The sequence below is a fragment of the Streptomyces sp. NPDC016851 genome, assembly GCF_055562795.1.
The window spans coordinates 185,915-208,324 of the sequence record NZ_JBVHEP010000016.1 but is presented as its reverse complement, the minus strand read 5'-3'; the positions used below and the strand labels follow the sequence as shown (position 1 = coordinate 208,324).

Genomic DNA, 22,410 nt, shown 5'->3' with positions numbered 1-22,410 from the left:
TATGACTTCATTCGACTTGAAGTCACGAATGAACAAATATACGCAAGGAAATCCCCCGAGCGCAATTGCTCGGGGGATTTCCTGTTCTCCGGGCGGGTCGCCTAGAGCACGTCGGCCAGTTCCTCCAGCAGCCGCCGCTTGGCCCGCGCGCCCACCATCGCCTTCACGGGCTCACCGCCGCGGAACACCATGAACGTCGGCATCGACAGCACCTTGTAGGCGTTCGTGGTCTCCGGGTTGGAGTCCACGTCGAGCTGCACCACCTTCAGCCGGTCGCCCTCCTCGGAGGCGAGGGCCTTGAGCACCGGCCCCATCTGCTTGCAGGGCGGGCACCAGTCGGCGGTGAACTCCACCAGCACCGGCAGGTCGGCGCCGATCACCTCCGCCTCGAAGTCCGCGTCCGTCACATCGATCACCATGTGTGCCTCCCCAGCTCGCACTGCGGCTCCGGACCCCCCGGAGCCTCCGCCTCGGCGGCCAGTTCGGCCCGCGCCAGCTGCCGGGCGACCGTCTCCCGCACGGCCGTCAGCTGGCCGATCAGGGAGTCGAGTTCGTCCAGCTTGCGCCGGTAGACCGCGAGCGACGCCGGACAGGTGTCGCCCTCGGGGTGCCCGGCCCGCAGACACTCCACGAAGGGACGCGTCTCCTCCAGGTCGAACCCGAAGTCCTGCAACGTCCTGATCTGCTCCAGCAGCTTCAGGTCGCACTCGTCGTACGTCCGGTATCCGTTGCCCTCACGCCGCGCGGGCAGCAGCCCCCGCGACTCGTAGTACCGCAGCGTCCGCGTCGTGGTCCCGGCCCGTGCGGCCAGCTCGCCGATTCGCATGCGGTCGAACGTAGTCCTTGACGCCGACGTCAAGGCAACAGCGGTTTCCGCTCCACCGGGGAGGTCAGCACGATCGACGTCGTGGTGCGGCCGAGCGCGGAGACCGCCTCCAGCACCTCCTCGAGGTGGACGGTGTCCCGGACGGCGGCCTTGAGGATCCAGCAGTCCTCCCCGACGACGTGGTGCACCTCGGTGATCTCGGGCCGCTCGATCAGCTCCAGGGTCCTGGGGTGCTTGAGGTTGTAGCCGCCGTGCGGGTCGACCCTGATGAACGCCTGGATGCCGTAGCCGAGCCGGGCCGGCACGACATGGGCGCCGTAGCCGCTGATCACGCCCGCCGCCTCCAGCCGTCGCACGCGCTCGGTGACCGCCGCCGGGCTGAGCCGGACCCGGCGGCCCAGCTCGCTGAGCTTGATCCGGCCGTCGGTCTGGAGCAGGTGGAGGATCTGCCGGTCCAGCGCGTCGAAGGCCACCGAGGTTTCGTCGGCGGCGGGGCGCGGATGCCGTGGTTCTTTCGGCGTTGCGGCCTGAACTCCCATGGTTCCCCCTTCAAGGCGTGGCTGTGCGCCAGGAGAATTATGGTCATGGAAAAGGCCCTGGAAGTCCTGGTCATCGGCGGGAACCGGTACGTCGGAAAGCGTCTGCTCGCACGGCTGCTCGCCGACGGGCACCGCGTCACCGTGCTGAACCGGGGGTCCTCCCCGCCGCCCGCCACAGTGGCGCACCTGGTCGCCGACCGGGACGACGAGCGGTCCCTGACCGGTGCACTCGGCTCGCGCGTCTTCGACGTCGTCGTCGACCAGGTCTGCTACACACCCCGCCAGGCGGCACTGGCCCGCCGCGTCTTCTCCGGCCGCACCCGCCGCTATGTGATGACCTCCACGGTCGAGGTGTACGAGTACGAGGACTCCCCCGCCCTCGTGCGCGAGGAGGCCGTCGACCCGGCCACGGTCACCGTGGACCTCGGGCTGCCCTGGGACGACCCGGCGTTCCTGGAGGCCAACTACGGGGAGGGCAAGCGGCAGGCCGAGGCGGTCCTCGCGGCCGGCGGCCCGGCGTTCCCGTACACGGCGGTGCGGGTGGCCCATGTGCTGGGCGGGGCCGACGACTTCACCGGGCGGCTGGCCCACTACGCCGAGCGGATGCGCACCGGCGAGCCGATCGCCGTGCCGGTGGTGAACCGGCCCGCCACCTACGTCCACGTCGAGGAGATCGGCCGGTTCCTCGCCTGGGCGGCGGGCGAGGACTTCACCGGGCCGGTGAACGCCGCCTCCCCCGGGATGCTGAGCACCGAGGAGTTGTGCGAGGCGGTGGCCGCGCACGTGCCGGGCGGCCGGACCGTGTTCCGGCCCGTCGAGGTCGGCGAGGTCTCGCCGTTCTCCTTCCGCCGTGCCTACGGCATGGACAACGGCCGGGCCGCCCGGCTCGGCTTCACCTTCACCGACGCCCGGCAGTGGCTGCCGCGTGCCGTCGCCGAGACGCTCGGGAAGGACGACTGACATGCGGTACAGGACACTCGGCGGGCTGAAGGTGAGCGCGATCGGGCTCGGCGCGATGCCGCTGTCCATCGAGGGGCGCCCGGAGGAGGAGCGGGCGCTGGCCACCGTGCACGCTGCCCTCGACGCGGGCGTGACCCTCCTCGACACGGCCGACTCGTACCATCTGCCGGGCGCGGAGCCCGGCCACAACGAACGTCTGCTGGCCCGCGCGCTGGCCGCCTACGGCGGTGACACCTCCGGCGTGCTGGTGGCGACGAAGGGCGGCCGTGGCCGCCCGGCCGACGGCGACTGGACGGTGAACGGCTCCCCGCGCCACCTCAAGGCCGCCGCCGAGGCCTCCCGCAAGCGCCTCGGCGTGGAGGCGATCGGCCTCTACCAACTCCACAAGCCGGACCCCGACGTGCCCTTCGAGGAGTCGGTCGGCGCCCTGCGCGAGCTGTTCGACGCGGGCACGATCCGGCTGGCCGGGGTGTCCAACGCGGACGCGGACCAGATCCGCCGGGCGCGCGAGATCCTCGGCGAGAAGCTGGTGTCGGTGCAGAACCAGTACTCCCCCGCCGTCCGGGACAGCGAGCCGGAGCTGCGGCTGTGCGCGGACCTGGGGCTGGCGTTCCTGCCGTGGAGCCCGCTGGGCGGGCTGGCCCGCAGCTCCCTGGACGGGCCGTCGCGCACGGAGGGCAGGGACCGCCTGGCCGCCTTCCACGAGGTCGCGGCGGAGCGCGGCGTCAGCCCTCAACAGGTCGGGCTGGCCTGGCTGCTGGCACGCTCCCCCGCCGTCGTCCCGATCCCGGGGGCGAGCCGGCCGGCGACGGCCAGGGACTCGGCGGCCGCGGCCGACCTGGTGCTCGGCCCGGAGGAACGGGCCCGCCTGGACGAGGCCGCCGGTGCCTGAGGCACCGTGCTCGAAGGCGTCGTGACGTCAGGCCTCTTCCGGGGGCGCGGGACTAACCGACGGACTCCAGCTCCCTGTCCTCGGCGCCTTCCTCCACGGGCTTCCCCTTGCGCGGCAGCAACACGGCCACGACCACCGTACCGACACCGAGGATCACGGCCCCGACCAGACTGGTGTGCGCGACGGCGTCGGCGAACGAGGAACCCACCGCATCGGCCAGCTGCCGTGCACCACCGGCGAGTTGCCCGGCCTGCGCCTTGAGCCGCTCCGCCTGCTGGGGGTCGCTCGTGTGCGCCGCCTGCTCGGCCAGCTGCCGTGCCTTGTCACCGATGCCCCGGGCGACGGCGTACCCGGCCCCGACGGAGTCCTGGGCCGTCTCCAGCGAGGAGGCGGGGAGCTTGCCGCCGGACGTGGCGTCCGCGAGGTGGCCGGAGTACGACGTGGCCAGCAGCGAGCCGAGGATGGCGATGCCGAGCGACCCGCCGAGCTCCAGCGACGTGTCGTTCACCGCGCCGCCGACACCCAGCTGGGACTCCGGGAACGCCCCCATGATCGCGTCCGTGCAGGGCGACAGGGCGAGTCCGATCGCGAGGCCGAGGACGATGAGAGGTGCGACGAAGTCGCCGTACGACGACCCTGAGTCGATCCGGGTGAGCAGCGCCAGGGCCGCCGTACCGCCGACCATGCCGGCCGTGACGGTCCACTTCATGCCGACCCGCGGGGTGAGGTAGCCGGTGAGGGCGGAGCCCGCGAAGACGGCACCGGCCAGCGGCAGCATCCGCAGGCCCGTGTCCAGGGCGTCGTAGCCGAGGACGAACTGCAGGTGCTGCGTCAGGTAGTAGAAGGCGCCGAAGACGGCCAGGAAGAACAGCGCGACGGCGAGGTTGGAGCCCGCGAAGCGGCGGTCGGTGAAGCGGCGCACGTCGAGGAGGGGACGCGGGTGGCGCAGCTCCCAGAACACGAAGGCCACGAGCGCGACGCCCGCGACGACGGCCGCCGTGACCGCCTTGGCGCCCCAGCCGAAGTGGGGACCCTCGATGATCATGTAGACGAGCGCGCCGATCCACACCACCGACAGCAGCCCGCCGCCGTAGTCGATCCGCCCCTGGTGGCCGGACCTGGACGGCGGTACGAGGACGAACGCGCCGACGACGGCCAGGGCGGCGATGGGCACGTTGATGAGGAACGTCGACGACCAGCCGTGGTGCTCCAGCAGGGCCCCGGCGACCAGCGGACCGGCCGCGATGGCGAGCCCGGCCGTGGCGGTCCACAGGGTGATGGCCTTGGCGCGCTCGGCGCGCGGGAAGGTCGCCGCGAGCAGGGACAGCGTGGCGGGCATGATCATCGCGGCGCCGGCGCCCATCACGGCTCGGGCCGCGATCACCGCCGTGGCGCTGTCGGCGAGGTAGCCGGAGACGGCACCGCCGCCGAAGACGACCAGCCCGAGGACGAGCGCGCCCCGGCGGCTGTACTTGTCGCCTATCGCGCCGAGCAGCAGCATCAGCGCGGCGTACGGGACGGTGTAGCCGTCGATGACCCACTGGAGGTCGGCGCTGGACAGGCCGAGGTCCTCGGTCATGTCGGGCGCGGCGACGGTGAGGGCGGTGTTCGCCATCACGATGATCAGCAGGCTCAGGCAGAGCACGAGGAGCGCCCACCAGCGGCGTGCGTAGGGGCGGTCCATCCTCTCGGCCGGTTCGGTCATGACGAGTCGCATGGCAGGGGGTCGCCTTCCTCACTGACTTGCACAGGGGTGTGCAGTTGCACAACACTGTGCAATGTACGTCGTTGCACACTGCTGTGCAAATCAATGAGGGAAGGGGCACAATGGCGTCCATGACCACGGGCACCACCAGCCGCGCCGACGCCAACCGGCGCCGCATCCTCGACGTCGCCCTCGGCGAGCTCCTGCGCGACCCCGACGCGTCCATGGACCAGATCGCGCGCGCCGCGGGCGTCGTACGGCGGACCGTGTACGGGCACTTCCCGAGCCGCGAGGCGCTGATCAGCACGCTCGTCGACGAGGCGGTCCAGGCCCTGTCGGCCGCGCACGCGGCGGGCCGGGAGGGCGTCGAGGACCCGGCGGAGTCCGTGGCCCGCTCGGTGCTGGCGGTGTGGGAGCTGGCCGACCGCTACCGGCTGCTGATCGCGCTCGCCCAGCGCACGGTCACCATGCAGGGCATCAGGGAGCGGCTCACCCCGGTCCGGGAGGCCGCCACCGCAGTCCTCCGGCGCGGCCTCGACGAGGGCGTCTTCAGCTCACCGCTGCCCGCGCCGGCCCTGGCGTACGTGCACGAGCAGATGCTGGTCGCGCTGATGGAGGCGGTGAACGACGGGCTCGTGGAAGCGCGAGAGGCGGGCCGCTGCGCCGCGGTCACCGTGCTGACCGCGGCGGGCGTGCCCGCCTCGAGGGCCACCGAGCTGGTGGCGAAGCTGAACGATTGATCTTGTCTGCGTACGGATGGTCGTACGGGTGGTCGTACGGATGGTCGTACGGATGGTCTTCTCTGCGTACGGACCGGGCGGCTGAGCGACGGGGGGACACTCAGCCGCCCGGAGTCTCGCGGGGCACGGCGCGGGGCCGTCAGGCCTTCGCCAGCTCCTTCTCGCCGCCCTGCTCGGGCACCTCGGCGTGCTCCTCGGCCGGACCGCCGTGGCCGTCGTCCAGCAGCGTCTCCTCGTCGAAGGGCAGCTGACCGGCGAGGACCTGGTTCACGCGGTCCTTGTCGATCTCCTTCGTCCAGGTGCCGATCAGCACGGTGGCCACGGCGTTGCCGGCGAAGTTGGTCAGCGCACGGGCCTCGCTCATGAAGCGGTCGATGCCGACGATGAGGCCGATGCCGTCCACCAGGGCCGGCTTGTGCGACTGCAGACCACCGGCCAGCGTCGCGAGGCCCGCGCCGGTGACACCGGCGGCGCCCTTGGAGGCGACCAGCAGGAAGAGCAGCAGCGGGATCTGCTCGCCGATCGACATCGGCGTGCCCATCGCGTCCGCGATGAACAGGGACGCCATGGTCATGTAGATCATGGTGCCGTCGAGGTTGAAGGAGTAGCCGGTCGGGACGGTGATGCCCACCACCGGCTTGCTGACGCCCAAGTGCTCCATCTTCGCGATGAGCCGCGGCAGCGCGGACTCGGAGGAGGAGGTGGACAGGATCAGCAGGAACTCACGGCCCAGGTACTTGAACAGCGTGAGGATGTTCAGGCCGGAGATCACGCGCAGCAGGATGCCGAGCACGATGAAGACGAAGAGGAAGCAGGTGACGTAGAAGCCGAGCATCAGCACGGCGAGGCTCTTGAGCGCGTCCAGGCCGGCGGAGCCGGTGACGGCGGCGATGGCACCGAAGGCACCGATCGGGGCGGCCCACATCACCATGGCGAGGACGCGGAAGACGAGCCGCTGGATGTGCCCGATACCACGCAGGATCGGCTCGCCGGCCGAACCCATGGCCTGCAGCGCGAAGCCGGCCAGCAGGGCGATCAGCAGGGTCTGCAGGACCGACTCCGAGGTGAAGGCGGACACCATCGTGGTCGGGATGATGCCGAGCAGGAACTCGGTGGTGCTCTTGCCGGCCTCGGGGTCGATCTGGGCGTGACCGGCGTCCTTGACCGCGTCGGTCACCGCGAGGCCGGTGCCCGGCTCCAGGATGTTGCCGACGACCAGGCCGATGCCCAGCGCGACCAGCGACATCACCATGAAGTAGCCCAGGGCGATACCGCCGACGGCACCGACCTTGGCGGCCTTCCGGACCGAGCCGATGCCCAGCACGATCGTGCAGAAGATGATCGGCGAGATCATCATCTTGATCAGGGCCACGAAGCCGGTGCCGATGGGCTTCAGCCCGACCGCGAAGTCGGGTGCGGCCAGTCCCACCGCGATACCGGCTGCGACTGCGATGATCACCGCGATGTAGAGATAGTGCGTGCGGTCCCGCTTGGCTTTTGGTGCGGCAGGTGCCGTATCGGCTGCGCTGGTCACGGCGGCCCTCCTTGACGACGTCGTCGGCATCACCGGCGTGCGGCTCACGTCCGGGAAGAGGGAGCGGGGGCTCCCGGAGATGCGTATTGGGGAATGCCGTGACTATGTCCTGCTCTGTGAGCGCGGTCACCCTTCCGTTCATTTAGTTCACAATCAGCCACGGTGCAGACTGACGGCATGCGCTTCTCCGTCCCCGGTCCCCGCAGTCTGGCGGGCCAGCTCTTCGCCATGCAGGCCGTCCTGATAGCGGTCGTCGTGGCCGGATACGCGCTGTTCACTTATGTCAGTGACCGCAGCCAGGCCGAAGAGGCGGCGCGGCGCCAGGCCAGGGCGGTGGCGCGATCCGTCGCCGACTCCCCTTCGGTGCTTCAGGCGGCCCGCACCTCCGACCCGACCGCCGAGCTCCAGCCGTACGCGATGAAGGTCATGCGGGACACCGAGGTCGACTTCATAACGATCATGGACCCGCGAGGCATCCGCTGGACACACCCAGACCCGGACCGGATCGGCCAGCCCTTCCAGGGCCACACCGAGAAAGCCCTGAAGGGCCAGACCTTCACCGAGACCTACACCGGCACGCTCGGCCCCTCGGTCCGCGCGGTCACCCCGATCCAGGACGGCAAGGAGATCGTCGGCCTGGTCAGCGCGGGCATCCGGGTCGAGGAGATCACCCAGCGGGTGCAGGACCAGCTCACGGCCCTGCTCGGCGTCGCGGCCGGCGCGCTGGTCCTGGGCGCCGTCGGCACCTACGTCATCAACGCCCGGCTGCGCCGCCACACCCACGGCATGAACGCGGCCCAGCTCAGCCGGATGCACGACTACCACCAGGCCGCCCTGCACGCCGTACGCGAGGGGCTGCTGATGCTGGACGGGCAGTACCGTGTGGCGCTGATCAACGACGGAGGGCGCGAGTTGCTCGGCGTGGCCGGGGACGTGGTGGGCAGGTCGGTGGCGGAGCTGGGACTGCCGGCCCCGCTGACGGGCGCGCTGCTGGCGTCGGAGCCGCGGGTGGACGAGGTGCATCTGACGGCTTCGCGGGTACTGGTGATCAACACCTCGCCGGTGTCGGGCGGCGAGCGGCGCGGTACGGTCGTCACCCTGCGCGATGTCACCGAACTCCAGTCGCTGATGGGCGAGTTGGACTCCGAGCGGGGTTTCACGCAGGCGCTGCGCTCGCAGGCGCACGAGGCGGCGAACCGGCTGCACACGGTCGTCTCGCTGATCGAGCTGGGCCGGGCGGAGGAGGCGGTGGAGTTCGCGACGGCCGAGCTGGAGCTGGCGCAGGCGTTGACCGACCAGGTCGTGGCGGCGGTGAGCGAGCCGGTGCTGGCGGCGCTGCTGCTGGGCAAGACGGCCCAGGCGAACGAGCGGGGCGTGGAGCTGATGGTGTCGCAGGACAGCAGCCTGGACGACGGCCTGCTGCCGGAGTCCCTCCCTTCGCGGGACCTGGTGACCATCCTGGGCAACCTGATCGACAACGCCGTGGACGCGGCGCAGGGCAGCGTGCGGGCGCGGGTGACGGTGGCGGCCTACACCCAGGACATCGAGGACCCCGGGGCCCTCGATGACGCCCCGGAGCTGGTGCTGCGGGTCTCGGACACCGGTCCGGGCGTGGACCCGGAGCACGCCGAGGCCGTCTTCCAGCGCGGCTTCTCGACCAAGCCGGCGGGCCCGGGCGGCCGGGGGCTGGGACTGGCCCTGGTGCGGCAGGCGACCCAGCGGCACGAGGGGACGCTGTCGGTGTCGGAGGCCGAGGGGGGCGGGGCGGAGTTCGAGGTACGGCTGCCGCTGCGGGAGTCGGGAGCGGTGGCCGAGGGCGTGACAGCCGGGACCTCGGTGTCCAGAGGCGCTGGAGGCAACGCATGACGAGCGACAGCACGCCCGAGAGGGACATCCGCGTCCTGGTCGTGGAGGACGACCCGGTCGCCGCCGACGCGCACGTGCTGTACGTCGGCCGCGTCCCCGGCTTCGTCGCCGTGGGCAAGGCACACACGGGCGCGGAGGCCCGCCGGGCCCTGGAGCGCACCCCCGTCGACCTGCTCCTGCTCGATCTGCACCTGCCGGACGTGCACGGACTGCACCTCGCGCGGTCCCTCCGGGCGGCCGGACACCACGCGGACGTGATCGCGGTGACGTCGGCGCGCGATCTTGCGGTCGTGCGCGAGGGTGTCTCGCTCGGAGTCGTGCAGTACGTCCTGAAGCCGTTCACCTTCGCGACCCTGCGGGACCGCCTCGTGCGGTACGCCGAGTTCCACGCCGCGGTCGGCGAGGCGAGCGGCCAGGACGAGGTCGACCGGGCGCTGGCCGCGCTGCGCGCCCCGGGCCCGGCCGCCCTGCCGAAGGGGCTGAGCGCGCCCACGCTGGAGCGGGTGACGGTGGCCCTGCGCGACAGCGCGGAGGGCCTCACGGCCGCCGGTGTGGCGGAGACGGTGGGCATCTCCCGCATCACGGCCCGCCGTTATCTGGAACACCTGGTGGACGCGGGCCGCGCGCCCCGCCGCCCGCAGTACGGCACGGTGGGCCGCCCGGAGTTGCAGTACCGCTGGGTCACGGGCCAGTGACGATCGGCCAGCCGGGTTCACTCAAGTCCGAACCCGCGCACACGCATTGACCTGACTAGACCACTCAACTTAGGTTCACCACGCAGCCGTCCCGGCCACAAGGAAGTGCGTCCGTAGGAGGTTCGTGCCGTGCGCCCCACCGCCGCTTTCACACCTCTCCTCGCTCTGACCCTCGCCGCGACCGCCCTCACCGCCTGCGGTGGCGGTTCGGGCAGCGACCCCGACACCGTGAAGGTCTCCTTCAAACAGTCCACGGACAACTCCATCAAGGTGATGGACGCCTACCTCGCGGACATCAAGAAGCAGTTCGAGAAGGCCCACCCCGGCAAGAAGGTCCAGCTCGTCCCCATCAAGGCCCCGGACTCGGAGTACTACACCAAGCTCCAGCAGATGCTCCGCTCCCCCAAGACCGCACCCGACCTGGTCTACGAGGACACGTTCCTCATCAACTCGGACATCACCAGCGGCTACCTCAAGCCCCTCGACCCCTACCTCGCCAAGTGGCCGGACTGGAACCGCTTCATCGACACGGCGAAGACGGCGGCCAAGGGCGAGGACGGCAAGACGTACGGCGTCCCCGACGGCACCGACACCCGCGGACTCTGGTTCGACAAGGGCATCTTCGCCAAGGCCGGCCTGCCCGCCGACTGGCAGCCGAAGACCTGGAAAGACGTCCTGACCGCGGCCCGCACCATCAAGCAGAAGGTCCCCGGCGTCATCCCGCTCAACGTCTACACGGGCAAGCCGGTCGGCGAGGCGGCCACCATGCAGACCTTCGAGATGCTGCTCTACGGCACGAACGACGGCAGCACGGACCCCCTGTACGACAAGAACACGAAGAAGTGGATCGCCGGCGGCCAGGGCTTCGAGGACGCCCTCGCCTTCGTCGAGACGGTCTACAAGGAGAAGCTGGGCCCGGACGTCTCCGACGCGCTCGACCCGAACGTCATGACCCGGGTCCGCGGCGAGTGGCTCCCGCAGGGCAAGCTCGGCATCGCCCTCGACGGTTCCTGGCTGCCGCAGGACTGGCTGCCCGGCAGCGGCCACGAGTGGCCCGAGTGGTCGAAGAAGCTGGGCCTGGCCGCCATGCCGACCCAGAACGGCCAGGCGCCCGGCAAGGTGAGCATGTCCGGCGGCTGGACCTGGTCGATCCCGGCCAAGGCCGGCAACCCGGACCTGGCCTTCGAGTTCATCAAGACGATGCAGACCAAGACCAACGCGCGGAAGTGGTACGTCGCCAACTCCGGCATCGCGGTCCGCGAGGACGTGGCGAAGGACCCCGGGTACGCCACCGCCCAGCCCGGCACCACGTTCTTCACCGACCTGGTGCGGCACACCCACTACCGCCCCGCCTACCCGGCCTACCCCAAGGTCTCCACGGCCATCCAGGAGGCCATGGAGGGCGTGACGACGGGCGACATGTCGGTGGACGAGGCGACGGACAACTACGTGGACGCCCTGAAGGACGCCACGGACAACCAGGTCGTCGAGCGGTAGGCGACGGTACGCCCGGATGACCACCACAGCACCGCACGCCGACCTCGGAAAGACGCCCGGCCCCGCGGTTCCCCGCCACCCCCGGCGGGGCCCGGGCACACTGGTCCGGGCCCTCCCCCTCACCCCCGCCGTCGTCCTCCTGCTCCTCTTCCTCGCCGGCCCGATCGCCTACTGCGTCTACATCGCCTTCACGGACCTCCAGCTCACCGGCCAGGCCCAGGACTCGTTCGTCGGCTTGGAGAACTTCACCCGGGCCTTCCGGGACGAGGCGTTCCGCAACGCCGTATGGCTGACCCTGGTGTTCACGGTCCTGTCGTCCCTCATCGGGCAGAACACGCTGGGTCTCGCCCTGGCGGCGCTGATGCAGCGCGCGTCGAAACCGGTCCGCACGCTCACCGGCGGCATCGTCGTCACGGCATGGGTCCTGCCGGAGGTCGTAGCCGGTTTCCTCCTCTACGCCTTCTTCCGCCGCGAGGGCACCCTGAACGCCCTCCTGGACTGGCTCCACCTGCCCTCCCAGAACTGGCTGTTCACGCTCCCGATCCTGGCGGTGTCCTTCGCCAACGTCTGGAGGGGCACGGCCTTCTCGATGCTGGTCTACTCGGCCGCGCTGAACGAGATCCCCCAGGAGATCACCGAGGCCGCCGAGGTGGACGGGGCCCGGGGCCTGCGCCGCATGTGGCACATCACCCTCCCCCTGATCCGCCGCTCCATCGCCACGAACCTGATGCTGAACACCCTGCAGACCCTCTCGGTCTTCGGCCTGATCTGGGTGATGACGAGAGGCGGTCCGGGCGGCAAAAGCCAGACGCTCCCCCTCTTCATGTACGAACAGGCATTCCAGAACAGCCTGATCGGCTACGGCACGGCGGTGGCCCTGCTGCTCCTCCTGGTCGGCTCCCTCTTCTCCCTCGTCTACCTGCGCCTGCTCCGGACGGAGGTCTGACCCGCATGGCCGTCACCCTCGCCTCCCGCCGCACGGCCCGCCGCCTGGCCGCGGACGCGGGCCTCCTGGTGGTCGCCGCCGCGTTCGTCCTCCCCCTGGCCTGGGTCGTCCTGTCCTCCCTGGACCCCCACGCCGACCTCCGGGTCAAGACACCCGACGGCCTCACCCTGGACAACTTCGACGCGATCCTCACCCCCGAGATCACCTTCACCCCCCTCCTCAACAGCCTGATCCTGTGCGGCAGCGCGACGCTCCTGACGGTGGTCTGCGCGGCCCTGGCCGCCTATCCGCTCTCCCGGTTCCGCTCCCGCTTCAACCGCCCGTTCCTGCTGACGATCCTCTTCGCGACGAGCCTGCCCATCACGGCGATCATGGTTCCGGTCTACGCGCTCTTCGTCCGAGTGGACCTCATCGACACCATGCAGGGCACGATCTTCTTCTTCGCCGCGTCCCAACTGCCGTATGCCGTCTGGCTGATGAAGAACTTCATGGACGGCGTACCGAAGGAACTGGAGGAGGCGGCCTGGACCGACGGGGCGTCGTCCCTCCAGTCCCTGATCCGCATCGTGCTGCCCCTGATGGGCCCGGGCGTGGCCGTCGTGACGGTCTTCTCCTTCGTCATGATGTGGGGCAACTTCTTCGTCCCCTTCATGCTCCTGCTCACCCCCGACCAGATGCCGGCGTCCGTCAGCATCAACGACTTCTTCGGGAACCGGGGGATGGTGGCGTACGGGCAACTGGCGGCCTTCTCAGTCGTCTACTCGACGCCGGTGATCCTTCTGTACGTCCTGATCGCCCGGCGTCTGGGAGGGGGCTTCGCGCTGGGAGGGGCGGTGAAAGGCTGACCCGCGTCGGCACCACTGCCGGGTGGGTCCGCAACCCGGCGGAACGGGGTGCCGCCCCAGCGGCACGACTGCCCGCAGCGGCGGCCTGCGGCAGCTGAGCGGGACCGGCGGGCCCGCAGCGCGGCGGCCGGCGGCAGCCAAACCACCGCGCGCCCGCAGCCGCCTACGGCGAGAAGGGGACGTGTCGGGGGGTGTCCGCCCGCAGCGGTTGGCGCGTCAACGGACAGCTAGTCGGTACCCGACCCCATCGCGCCGTTCCGAGGACGGACACCCCCCGGCGCGGCCCCGACCCACCACCACCGCGCAGGCGCTACGCGAACCCCCACCGAACCAGCCACAGGCCGCCGCAGGCACCCCGCCCAACCGCCGGAGGCTCACCGCACCAGACACGGCCGCTTCGCATCGAACTCCCACCCCGGCACCAGATACCGCATCCCCACCGCATCGTCCCGAGCCCCCACCCCCTTCTCCCGGTACAGCTCGTGCGCCGCCAGCAGCCGGTCCATGTCGAGTTCGACACCCAGCCCCGGCGCGTCCGGCACGGCGATCTCCCCGCCCACGATGCGGGGCGGCGAGGCGGTCAGCCGCTCCAGCCCCTCCTGCCAGATCCAGTGCGTGTCCAGCGCGTTGTACTCCCCCGGCGCCGCCGCCCCGCAGTGCGTCACCATCGCCAGCGAGATGTCGAAGTGGTTGTTGGAGTGGCACCCCCACGTCAGCCCCATCGCGTTGCACAGCTGCGCCACCCGCACCGACCCCTGCATGGTCCAGAAGTGCGGATCGGCCAGCGGAATGGAGACCGACTGCAGGGCCAGCGCATGGGCCATCTGACGCCAGTCCGTCGCGATCATGTTCGTCGCCGTCGGCAGCCCCGTGGCCCGCCGGAACTCCGCGAGGATCTCCCGCCCGGAGTAACCGCCCTCCGCCCCGCAGGGATCCTCGGCGTACGCGAGCGTGCCGACCAGCGGCCGGCACAGCTCGACCGCCTCCCGCAGCGACCACGCCCCGTTCGGATCCAGGGTGATCCGCGCCTCGGGAAAGCGCGCCTTGAGCGCACGCACCGCCGCGACCTCCTCGGCCCCCGCCAGCACACCCCCCTTGAGCTTGAAGTCCCGGAACCCGTAGTGCGCGTAGGCCGCCTCCGCCTGCCGCACGATCGCCTCCGGCGACAACGCCTCCTCGTGCCGCACCCGGTACCACTCCACGGACGAGTCGGGCTCCCGGACGTACTCCAGATCCGTCCTGTCCGGGTCACCGACGTAGAAGAGGTACCCCAGCACCCGCACGGAGTCCCGCTGCTGCCCATCGCCCAGCAGCGCCGCCACCGGCACGTCCAGATGCTGCCCGAGAAGATCGAGCAGCGCCGACTCGACCGCGGTCACCGTGTGGACCGTGGTCCGCAGGTCGAAGGTCTGGGCGCCCCGCCCCCCGGCGTCCCGGTCGGCGAACCGCTCGCCGATCTCGCGCAGCACCCGCTTGTAATCTCCCACCCTCGCCCCGACGACCAGCGGCTCGGCGTCCCGCAGGGTCTGCGTGATCTTCTCCCCGCCGGGCACCTCCCCCAGCCCGGTCCGCCCCTCGGAGTCGGTGAGGACGACGACGTTGCGGGTGAAGTACGGGCCGTGCGCGCCGGAGAGGTTCAGCTCCATGCTGTCCCGGCCCGCGACGGGGTAGACGGCGAACGCCGTGACGGTCGGCTGCTGCCTGCTCATCAGGTGCCCTTTCTCAGAAACAAGAATTCACAGACCGGAATGTGGTTCACAGGCTCAGGACGTCGAGGACCCACTCGACCACCAGCACCCCGCCCAGCCCGAGCACGGCGAGCACGGTCGTATAGGACGTACGGACCTTGATCGCCTCGATGACGGACAGGTTGAAGTACTCCTTGAACAGCCAGAACCCGGGGTCGTTGACGTGGGAGAAGGCGATGGAGCCGCAGGCGACGGCCAGCACCATGACCTCCGGGTGCACCCCACTGCCCGCCAGCAGCGGCAGCGCCACCCCGGAGGCCGTGACGACGGCGACCGTGGCCGAGCCGAGCGCGATGCGCAGGATGACGGCGACGAGCCAGGCGAGGACGATCGGCGAGATGGACCAGCCGTCGGTGACGTCCTTGATGTAGTCGGAGATCCCGCCTTCGACGAGGACGTTCTTGAAGGCCCCGCCCGCGCCGATCACCAGCAGGATCATCGCCATGGCCTGAGCCGCCGAGCCGCAGGAGGCGCCGACGTCGCTCAGGCTGCGCCCGATCCGCGGTCCGAACGCCCACACCGCCAGGCACAGGGTCAGCAGCAGGGCGATCGGCGCCGACCCGACGAAGGCGACGACGTTCAGGAACGGGCTCTCGCCGGAGGCGGCCATGTCGGTCACGGCGGCGGCCACGATCAGCACGACGGGGAACATCGCCACGATCAGCGACCAGCCGAGGCCCGGCATCTCCTCGTCGCTGAACTCGCGCTCGCTGACCAGACCCTTGGGGATGGCCGGCGTCAACCGCGCGACGAACGGAAGACGGGGCCAGGTCAGGGCGATCAGCGCACCGGCGGGCACGGCGACGAACAGGCCGTAGAACAGCGTCAGTCCGACGGAGGCGTGGAAGGTCGCGGCGACGGCGGTGGGGCCGGGGTGCGGCGGGAGGAAGCTGTGCATGGTGGACAGGGCGATGGACATCGGCAGCCCGACCCACAGCAGCTTCGCGCCGGTGACCCTGACGAGGGTGAACGCGATGGGCACGATGATGACGAACGCGACCTCGTAGAACATGGTCACGCCGATCAGCATGGACGTGACCACCATGGCGACCTGGACCCAGCGCGGTCCGAACGCGTCGAGGAGCTTGCCGGCGATCCGCTGCGCGGCGCCCGCGTCCCCCATCACCCGGCCGACCATGGCGCCGAGTCCGATGGTCAGCATGGTGTCGCCGATCTGATCCCCGATGCCCTCAGAGAGGACGTCCGGGATGGTCGCCACCGGTATCCCCTGGACGAGTGCGACCCCGACCGCCACGAGCAGCAGGGCCGCGAAGCCGTTCAGTCTCAGCCTGGTCATGAGCAGGAGCAGAACCAGAACGCTGATCCCGACTACGAGCAGAGGCAAGGCAGTTCCCCTTTGAACCGGTGTCCCATCCCTATATGCAGACGGCGTCCACGTATGAAGATGGAGGCTAAGTGGGTGAACGTGCCGGGTCAATGGCCGGGTGATCACGGATTCACGCGCCGAGGAAGAAGTTCCCGGAAGGCCTGATCAAACAGCGAGCGGGCGAGAAGCCGCCGCCCGTCTCGCGGCATCGCTGAGCGAGTAGAGCAGATGGGGCACCGCGAACGAAAAGGGCGGGTCGGACCTGTCCGACCCGCCCAGCCACGCACTGCGCCCTTAGCCGGCCGCCCCGTCCGGCAGGACACCCGCCCGGAACGGCTCCACACCCTCCAGCCTCCGCACCCGCGTCGGCTCGATCAGCAGCATCACCCGGCGCTCCCCGGGCAGCAGCCACGGATACCGGTCCTCCCCGAGGTACTTCCGCGCGAGCCGGTCCATCGCCCGCTCCGCCTCCTCGCCCTCCACGAACCGGACGACCTTCCCCCGGATCTCCGCCCGGTCGTACGGGTTGGAGGGGTCGTGGTGGGACAGCGAAACGTACGGATTGCGCCGCAGATTCTCTTCCTTCACCCGCCCGACGGACGTGTTGACCATGACGTACTCCCCTTCGATGTCCGCCCACATGGGCGACACCTGGGGCGCACCGTCCGCACCCACCGTCGCGAGATGCCAGAAGTTCGTCGCGAGGAGACGCTCGCGAATATGCCCTTTGAGCTTGCCGTTCATCCGAGTGGCCGCCTTTCCGGGCCCATGCTCACCAGGCCCGGCGCCATCCTCGCCGCACCCCCGCCCCGGCCGACAGACGATCTTCAGCCCCGGTCGAACCCGCCGGTAGCCGTAGCTTCCTACAATCCGTGATCCTGGCCGAACAGACCGTAGTCATCACAGCCCCGCACCCCTAGCTTGTGGCCCGTGCGCCGACCTTCAGCCCGCCCGAGCCAGCCCGCACCCCACTCCGTGCCCGCCACCCCGACGCCCCCGCCCTTCAACGCCCCCGCCGCCCGCCGGCTGCGCGCGGCCCTCGGCATGACACCCGAGCACGTCGCCCACGACATACGCGTCTCCTACGGGCACCCCCACATCACCCCGGACCACGTCAGGGCCTGGGAACGCGGGGCGGCGGCCCCTTCCGGCTCCGAACTCACCGCACTCGCGGGGGTGTTGTGGTGCTCGCCCGGCGAACTCATCGGCAGCCCTCGCACCCTGCGCGAGCACCGCATCGCCCGCGGTTTCGCCCCCGAGGACGTGGCCCGCGCCGTGGGACACGAACTCCACGCCTATCTGCGGATGGAGGAGACCGACACCTGGCGCGGCACCGACCGCCAGTCCGCCGCCCTCGCCGATCTGCTCGACCTCCGCCTGCCCGACTTCGTCACCGTCACGGGCCGCGACGCCAAGCTCGGCGAACTGCTGCGCAACGCCGTCACCACCCGCTGGCAGGCCTACGTGCGCCCGGTGGCCAAGGTCGTGCCCCTGGACCGGCCGTTCCTGGAGGGCGCCCTCCAGGGGCTGCACCAGGACTACCAGGGGCACATGGCGGCCACCCTGAGCTGGGGCGGCGGCAGCAGCGACGCCGGTGACACGGCACGGGACTTCCTCGACCGGATCGTCGAGCACTTCTGGACGCGGATCCAGAAGAGCCCGGCCTAGCCCGGCACCGAGCCGGTCGGCCGGCCGCTCTAGAAGACCGACTCGGCCTCGTCCATGCGGTCCTTCGGGACCGTCTTCAGCTCGGTCACGGCCTCCGCGAGCGGCACCATCACGATGTCCGTCCCGCGCAGCGCGGTCATCCTGCCGAACTGCCCCTGGTGCGCGGCCTCCACCGCGTGCCAGCCGAACCGTGTGGCGAGCACGCGGTCGTACGCGGTGGGTGAGCCGCCGCGCTGGACGTGGCCGAGAATGACCGGCTTGGCCTCCTTGCCGAGCCGTCGCTCCAGCTCGTGGGCGAGTGCCGTGCCGATGCCCTGGAAGCGCTCGTGGCCGAACTTGTCTATGGCGCCCTTGCCGTAGTCCATGGTGCCGTCGGCGGGGTGGGCGCCCTCGGCGACGCAGACGACGGCGAACTTCTTGCCGCGGGCGAAGCGCTCCTCGACCATCTTGACGAGGTCGGCGGGGTCGAAGGGCCGCTCCGGCAGACAGATACCGTGCGCGCCGGCCGCCATGCCGGACTCCAGCGCGATCCAGCCCGCGTGGCGCCCCATGACCTCCACGACCATCACCCGCTGGTGGGACTCGGCGGTGGTCTTCAGGCGGTCCATCGCCTCGGTGGCGACGCCGACCGCCGTGTCGAAGCCGAAGGTGCGGTCGGTCGACGAGATGTCGTTGTCGATCGTCTTCGGAACGCCCACGACCGGCAGACCCGCGTCGGACAGCATGCGGGCCGCCGTCAGCGTGCCCTCGCCGCCGATCGGGATCAGCGCGTCGATGCCGAACTCGTGGATCATGTCGGAGGCGTTCTCGCAGGCCTCGCGGAGCCGGTCGCGCTCCAGCCGGGACGAGCCGAGGATCGTGCCGCCGCGGGCCAGGATGCCGCTGACCGCGTTCAGGTCGAGGGTGCGGTAGCGGCCGTCCAGCAGCCCCGAGTAACCGTCCTCGAAGCCGATGACCTCGTCGCCGTAGTTGTCGACCGCCCGGTGCACGACCGACCGGATCACGGCGTTCAGGCCGGGGCAGTCGCCGCCTGCGGTGAGAACTCCGATACGCATCGTGCTGTGTCTCCTGCTCGCTGTTGATACCGGTGAGCCTCTGCCGATTGTTTCACGCTCGACAGCCCGGCGTCGCACCCCGAGGCTGACGGGCGCCTTATCTATCGGCGGAGGTATTGTCAAGAGGGTTCTGCTCACCTCGGTGGGCGATTTTTGTGCCCGTGGCTGGATAGCCATTGGCTTGATGTGTACCGCTTGATGTGTACCCCCATTCGAGACGAAACGGAGAGCGCGCGTGACCCGCAGCGTGTACGTGACCGGCATCGACCGCGGCGACGGCCGCCAGGTCGTCGAACTGGGGGTCATGGAGCTCCTCACCCGGCAGGTGGACCGGGTGGGCGTCTTCCGCCCCCTCGTCCACGACGGGCCCGACCGCCTCTTCGAGCTGCTGCGCGCCCGCTACCGGCTCACCCAGGACCCGGCGACCGTCTACGGCATGGACTACCACGAGGCGTCCGCCCTCCAGGCCGAGGCCGGCACGGACGAGCTGGTGTCCACGCTCGTCGACCGCTTCCACCTGGTCGCCCGCGACTACGACGTGGTCCTGGTCCTCGGCACCGACTACGCCGGCACCCAGCTCCCGGACGAGCTGTCGCTCAACGCCCGGCTTGCGAACGAGTTCGGCGCGTCCGTGATCCCGGTCGTGGGCGGCCGCAAGCAGACCGTCGAGTCGGTGCTCGCCGAGACGCGCAACGCCTACCGCGCCTACGACACCCTGGGCTGCGACGTCCTGGCCATGGTCACCAACCGGGTGGCCCGCGAGGACCGCGACGAGATCGCCGGCCAGCTCGACTCCCGGCTCCCCGTGCCCTGTTACGTCCTGCCCGACGAGCCCGCGCTGTCCGCCCCGACCGTCTCGCAGATCGGCCACGCCCTCGGCGCGAAGGTGGTGCTCGGCGACGACTCCGGGCTGGCCCGGGACGTGCTCGGCTTCGTCTTCGGTGGCGCGATGCTGCCGAACTTCCTGGGCGCCCTGACCCCGGGCTGCCTCGTCGTCACCCCGGGCGACCGAGCCGACCTGGTCGTCGGCTCGCTCGCCGCGCACAGCGCCGGCACCCCACCGATAGCGGGCGTGCTGCTCACCCTGGACGAGGTGCCCGGCACCGACATCCTCACCCTCGCCGACCGGCTCGCGCCCGGCACCCCGGTGCTGTCGGTGGCCGGCACCAGCTTCCCCACCGCCGAGCAGCTGTTCTCCCTGGAGGGCAAGCTGAACGCGGCCACCCCGCGCAAGGCGGAGCGGGCACTCGGCCTCTTCGAGCGGTACGCCGACACCGCCGACCTCGCCCGCCGCGTCTCCGCCCCGAGCAGCGACCGCGTCACGCCGATGATGTTCGAGCACAAGCTGCTGGAGCAAGCCCGCTCCGACCTGCGCCGGGTCGTCCTGCCCGAGGGCACCGAGGAGCGCGTGCTGCACGCCGCCGAGGTGCTGCTGCGCCGGGGCGTGTGCGAGCTGACCCTGCTCGGTCCGGTCGACCAGATCCGCAAGAAGGCCGCCGACCTGGGCATCGACCTCGGCGAGTCCCAGCTGATCGACCCGGCCGCCTCCGACCTGCGGGACGCCTTCGCCGAGAAGTACGCGGCCCTGCGCGCCCACCGGGGCGTCACCGTGGAGCTGGCGTACGACGTCGTCTCGGACGTGAACTACTTCGGCACGCTGATGGTCCAGGAGGGCCTCGCCGACGGCATGGTGTCCGGCTCGGTGCACTCCACGGCCGCGACCATCCGCCCGGCCTTCGAGATCATCAAGACCAAGCCGGACGCCGACATCGTCTCGTCGGTGTTCTTCATGTGCCTGGCCGACAAGGTCCTCGTCTACGGCGACTGCGCGGTCAACCCGGACCCGAACGCCCAGCAGCTCGCCGACATCGCCATCCAGTCGGCGACCACGGCCGAGCAGTTCGGCGTGGAGCCGCGGATCGCCATGCTGTCGTACTCCACGGGGACCTCCGGCTCGGGCGCCGACGTCGACAAGGTCCGCGAGGCCACCGAGCTGGTGCGCACGCGCCGGCCCGACCTGAGGATCGAGGGCCCGATCCAGTACGACGCCGCCGTGGAGCCGTCGGTCGCGGCGACCAAGCTGCCCGGCTCCGAGGTCGCAGGGCAGGCGAGCGTGCTGATCTTCCCCGACCTGAACACCGGCAACAACACCTACAAGGCCGTGCAGCGCTCGGCCGGCGCCATCGCCGTCGGCCCGGTGCTGCAGGGCCTGCGCAAGCCGGTCAACGACCTGTCCCGGGGCGCCCTCGTCCAGGACATCGTCAACACGGTCGCCATCACGGCGATCCAGGCCCAGTCCCCCGCCCCGTCCCCGAGCGAGAAGGCAACCGCCCAGTGAGCCCCACCCGCGTCCTCGTCCTCAACTCCGGCTCCTCGTCGGTGAAGTACCAGCTGCTCGACATGCGCGACGACAGCCGGCTGGCGGTGGGTCTGGTCGAGCGCATCGGCGAGCAGACCTCCCGGCTGAAGCACACCCCGGCAGGCGGCGAGAGCCGGGAGCGCGGCGGGGCGATCGCCGACCACGACGCGGCCCTGAAGGCCGTCGCCGAGGAACTCGCCAAGGACGGCCTCGGCCTGGACTCACCCGAACTGGCCGCGATCGGGCACCGGGTGGTGCACGGCGGCAAGTCCTTCACCGAGCCGACCGTGATCGACGACGCCGTGCTCGCCGAGATCGAGCGGCTCATCCCGGTCGCACCGCTGCACAACCCGGCCAACCTCACCGGCATCCGCACGGCGCAGTCGCTGCGCCCGGACCTGCCGCAGGTCGCGGTCTTCGACACCGCGTTCCACACCACGATGCCGGAGTCGGCCGCCCGCTACGCGATCGACGTGAAGACGGCCGACGAGCACCGCATCCGGCGCTACGGCTTCCACGGCACCTCGCACGCCTACGTCTCCCGGGCGACGGCCGAGCTGCTGGGCAAGGACCCCGCCGAGACGAACGTGATCGTGCTGCACCTGGGCAACGGGGCGTCCGCCTCGGCCGTCAGGGGCGGACGCTGCGTGGACACCTCCATGGGACTGACGCCTTTGGAGGGGCTCGTGATGGGTACGCGCTCGGGAGACATGGACCCGGCCGTCATCTTCCATTTGATGCGTGTTGGTGGAATGTCCGCCGACGAGATCGACACTCTTCTCAACAAGAAGAGTGGTCTGATCGGACTGTGCGGTGACAACGACATGAGGGAGATCCGCCGCCGCGTCGACGAGGGCGACGAGCAGGCGGAGCTGGCGTTCGACATCTACATTCACCGCCTGAAGAAGTACATCGGCGCCTATTACGCCGTACTCGGACGGGTGGACGCGGTGGCCTTCACCGCCGGCGTCGGCGAGAACGCGGCGCCCGTGCGGGAGGCCGCCCTGGCGGGCCTGGAGGAGCTGGGCCTGGCGGTGGACGGCGAGCGCAACGCCGTACGCGGCGACGAGGCGCGGCTGATCTCACCCGAGGGCGCCCGGGTCGCGGTGGCGGTGGTGCCCACCGACGAGGAATTGGAGATCGCGACACAGACCTACGCGCTGGTAATTGGTTCGGGGAATCACACCTGAGCGGCATCCCGCCCTTTT

Annotated in this window: 20 protein-coding genes; 11 read left to right on the top strand and 9 right to left on the bottom strand. The window is 70.6% G+C overall.

Annotated features, from left to right (window positions below; translation table 11 throughout):
• Positions 1 to 101: 101 nt before the first annotated feature.
• From ACZ3I3_RS25350 to ACZ3I3_RS25340, 3 genes are read right to left on the bottom strand one after another with little or no spacing between them, the layout of a single operon-like run.
• On the bottom strand, positions 102 to 419 hold the full coding sequence (locus ACZ3I3_RS25350) for a thioredoxin family protein (protein WP_467368637.1): 318 nt from the start codon (positions 417 to 419) through the stop codon (positions 102 to 104).
• Positions 413 to 826, bottom strand: a complete 414-nt coding sequence (locus ACZ3I3_RS25345) for a MerR family transcriptional regulator (RefSeq protein ID WP_356924438.1) — start codon at positions 824 to 826, stop codon at positions 413 to 415. Before ACZ3I3_RS25345 ends, ACZ3I3_RS25350 begins: the two co-directional genes overlap by 7 nt.
• 29 nt (positions 827 to 855) lie before the next feature.
• Positions 856 to 1,365, bottom strand: coding sequence for an Lrp/AsnC family transcriptional regulator (locus ACZ3I3_RS25340; RefSeq protein ID WP_467368635.1), 510 nt, complete (start codon positions 1,363 to 1,365; stop codon positions 856 to 858).
• Positions 1,366 to 1,410: 45 nt separating this feature from the next.
• Here ACZ3I3_RS25340 and ACZ3I3_RS25335 point away from each other — a divergent pair, with 45 nt between their 5' ends.
• Positions 1,411 to 2,325, top strand: coding sequence for an NAD-dependent epimerase/dehydratase family protein (locus ACZ3I3_RS25335; RefSeq protein ID WP_467368633.1), 915 nt, complete (start codon positions 1,411 to 1,413; stop codon positions 2,323 to 2,325).
• Position 2,326: 1 nt separating this feature from the next.
• Positions 2,327 to 3,217 (top strand): aldo/keto reductase, encoded by an 891-nt coding sequence (locus tag ACZ3I3_RS25330; protein WP_467368631.1) that lies wholly within the window; start codon positions 2,327 to 2,329, stop codon positions 3,215 to 3,217.
• A 52-nt stretch (positions 3,218 to 3,269) separates the two neighbouring features.
• Here ACZ3I3_RS25330 and ACZ3I3_RS25325 read toward each other — a convergent pair whose 3' ends face one another.
• Positions 3,270 to 4,934, bottom strand: coding sequence for a DHA2 family efflux MFS transporter permease subunit (locus ACZ3I3_RS25325; protein ID WP_467368629.1), 1,665 nt, complete (start codon positions 4,932 to 4,934; stop codon positions 3,270 to 3,272).
• A 110-nt stretch (positions 4,935 to 5,044) separates the two neighbouring features.
• Between ACZ3I3_RS25325 and ACZ3I3_RS25320 the strand changes: the two genes are divergently transcribed.
• A complete protein-coding gene (locus tag ACZ3I3_RS25320; RefSeq protein ID WP_467368627.1) occupies positions 5,045 to 5,662 on the top strand; it encodes a TetR/AcrR family transcriptional regulator in 618 nt (205 codons plus the stop codon).
• A gap of 139 nt (positions 5,663 to 5,801) precedes the next feature.
• Here the strand turns inward: ACZ3I3_RS25320 and ACZ3I3_RS25315 are convergent, their stop codons facing one another.
• On the bottom strand, positions 5,802 to 7,196 hold the full coding sequence (locus ACZ3I3_RS25315; RefSeq protein ID WP_467368625.1) for a cation:dicarboxylate symporter family transporter: 1,395 nt from the start codon (positions 7,194 to 7,196) through the stop codon (positions 5,802 to 5,804).
• 177 nt (positions 7,197 to 7,373) lie between these two features.
• Between ACZ3I3_RS25315 and ACZ3I3_RS25310 the strand changes: the two genes are divergently transcribed.
• The 5 genes from ACZ3I3_RS25310 (at position 7,374) to ACZ3I3_RS25290 (ending at position 13,045) form a co-directional block, all read left to right on the top strand.
• Positions 7,374 to 9,062 (top strand): sensor histidine kinase, encoded by a 1,689-nt coding sequence (locus ACZ3I3_RS25310; RefSeq protein WP_467368623.1) that lies wholly within the window; start codon positions 7,374 to 7,376, stop codon positions 9,060 to 9,062.
• The gene (locus tag ACZ3I3_RS25305) at positions 9,059 to 9,757 is read left to right on the top strand and encodes a response regulator (RefSeq protein WP_467368621.1); all 699 of its coding nucleotides are present in this window, start codon (positions 9,059 to 9,061) and stop codon (positions 9,755 to 9,757) included. The genes ACZ3I3_RS25310 and ACZ3I3_RS25305 overlap by 4 nt, the downstream gene beginning before the upstream one ends.
• Before the next feature lie 129 nt (positions 9,758 to 9,886).
• A complete protein-coding gene (locus ACZ3I3_RS25300) occupies positions 9,887 to 11,254 on the top strand; it encodes an extracellular solute-binding protein (RefSeq protein ID WP_467368620.1) in 1,368 nt (455 codons plus the stop codon).
• Positions 11,255 to 11,270: 16 nt separating this feature from the next.
• Entirely contained in the window at positions 11,271 to 12,200 is a 930-nt protein-coding gene (locus ACZ3I3_RS25295; RefSeq protein WP_467368618.1) for a carbohydrate ABC transporter permease, read from the top strand.
• Positions 12,201 to 12,205: 5 nt separating this feature from the next.
• Positions 12,206 to 13,045, top strand: a complete 840-nt coding sequence (locus tag ACZ3I3_RS25290; RefSeq protein ID WP_467368616.1) for a carbohydrate ABC transporter permease — start codon at positions 12,206 to 12,208, stop codon at positions 13,043 to 13,045.
• A 374-nt stretch (positions 13,046 to 13,419) separates the two neighbouring features.
• Here the strand turns inward: ACZ3I3_RS25290 and ACZ3I3_RS25285 are convergent, their stop codons facing one another.
• The 3 genes from ACZ3I3_RS25285 to ACZ3I3_RS25275 all read right to left on the bottom strand — a co-directional run bounded on the left by ACZ3I3_RS25285 (position 13,420) and on the right by ACZ3I3_RS25275 (position 16,864).
• Positions 13,420 to 14,754: an enolase C-terminal domain-like protein gene (locus ACZ3I3_RS25285; protein WP_467368614.1), complete on the bottom strand. Its 1,335-nt coding sequence runs from the start codon at positions 14,752 to 14,754 to the stop codon at positions 13,420 to 13,422.
• A gap of 46 nt (positions 14,755 to 14,800) precedes the next feature.
• Entirely contained in the window at positions 14,801 to 16,138 is a 1,338-nt protein-coding gene (locus ACZ3I3_RS25280) for a gluconate:H+ symporter (RefSeq protein WP_467368612.1), read from the bottom strand.
• A gap of 276 nt (positions 16,139 to 16,414) precedes the next feature.
• Positions 16,415 to 16,864, bottom strand: a complete 450-nt coding sequence (locus ACZ3I3_RS25275; protein ID WP_467368610.1) for a PPOX class F420-dependent oxidoreductase — start codon at positions 16,862 to 16,864, stop codon at positions 16,415 to 16,417.
• Positions 16,865 to 17,050: 186 nt separating this feature from the next.
• Here ACZ3I3_RS25275 and ACZ3I3_RS25270 point away from each other — a divergent pair, with 186 nt between their 5' ends.
• Positions 17,051 to 17,788, top strand: a complete 738-nt coding sequence (locus ACZ3I3_RS25270; protein ID WP_467368608.1) for a helix-turn-helix domain-containing protein — start codon at positions 17,051 to 17,053, stop codon at positions 17,786 to 17,788.
• A 29-nt stretch (positions 17,789 to 17,817) separates the two neighbouring features.
• On the opposite strand, the gene ACZ3I3_RS25265 is transcribed toward ACZ3I3_RS25270, so the two are convergent.
• Positions 17,818 to 18,843 carry an ATP-dependent 6-phosphofructokinase gene (locus ACZ3I3_RS25265; protein WP_020276077.1) on the bottom strand — a complete coding sequence of 342 codons (1,026 nt, stop codon included), beginning with the start codon at positions 18,841 to 18,843 and terminating at the stop codon, positions 17,818 to 17,820.
• Positions 18,844 to 19,078: 235 nt separating this feature from the next.
• Between ACZ3I3_RS25265 and pta the strand changes: the two genes are divergently transcribed.
• The gene (gene pta, locus ACZ3I3_RS25260) at positions 19,079 to 21,181 is read left to right on the top strand and encodes a phosphate acetyltransferase (RefSeq protein WP_467368606.1); all 2,103 of its coding nucleotides are present in this window, start codon (positions 19,079 to 19,081) and stop codon (positions 21,179 to 21,181) included.
• Entirely contained in the window at positions 21,178 to 22,392 is a 1,215-nt protein-coding gene (locus ACZ3I3_RS25255; RefSeq protein WP_467368604.1) for an acetate kinase, read from the top strand. The genes pta and ACZ3I3_RS25255 overlap by 4 nt, the downstream gene beginning before the upstream one ends.
• Positions 22,393 to 22,410: the final 18 nt, after the last annotated feature.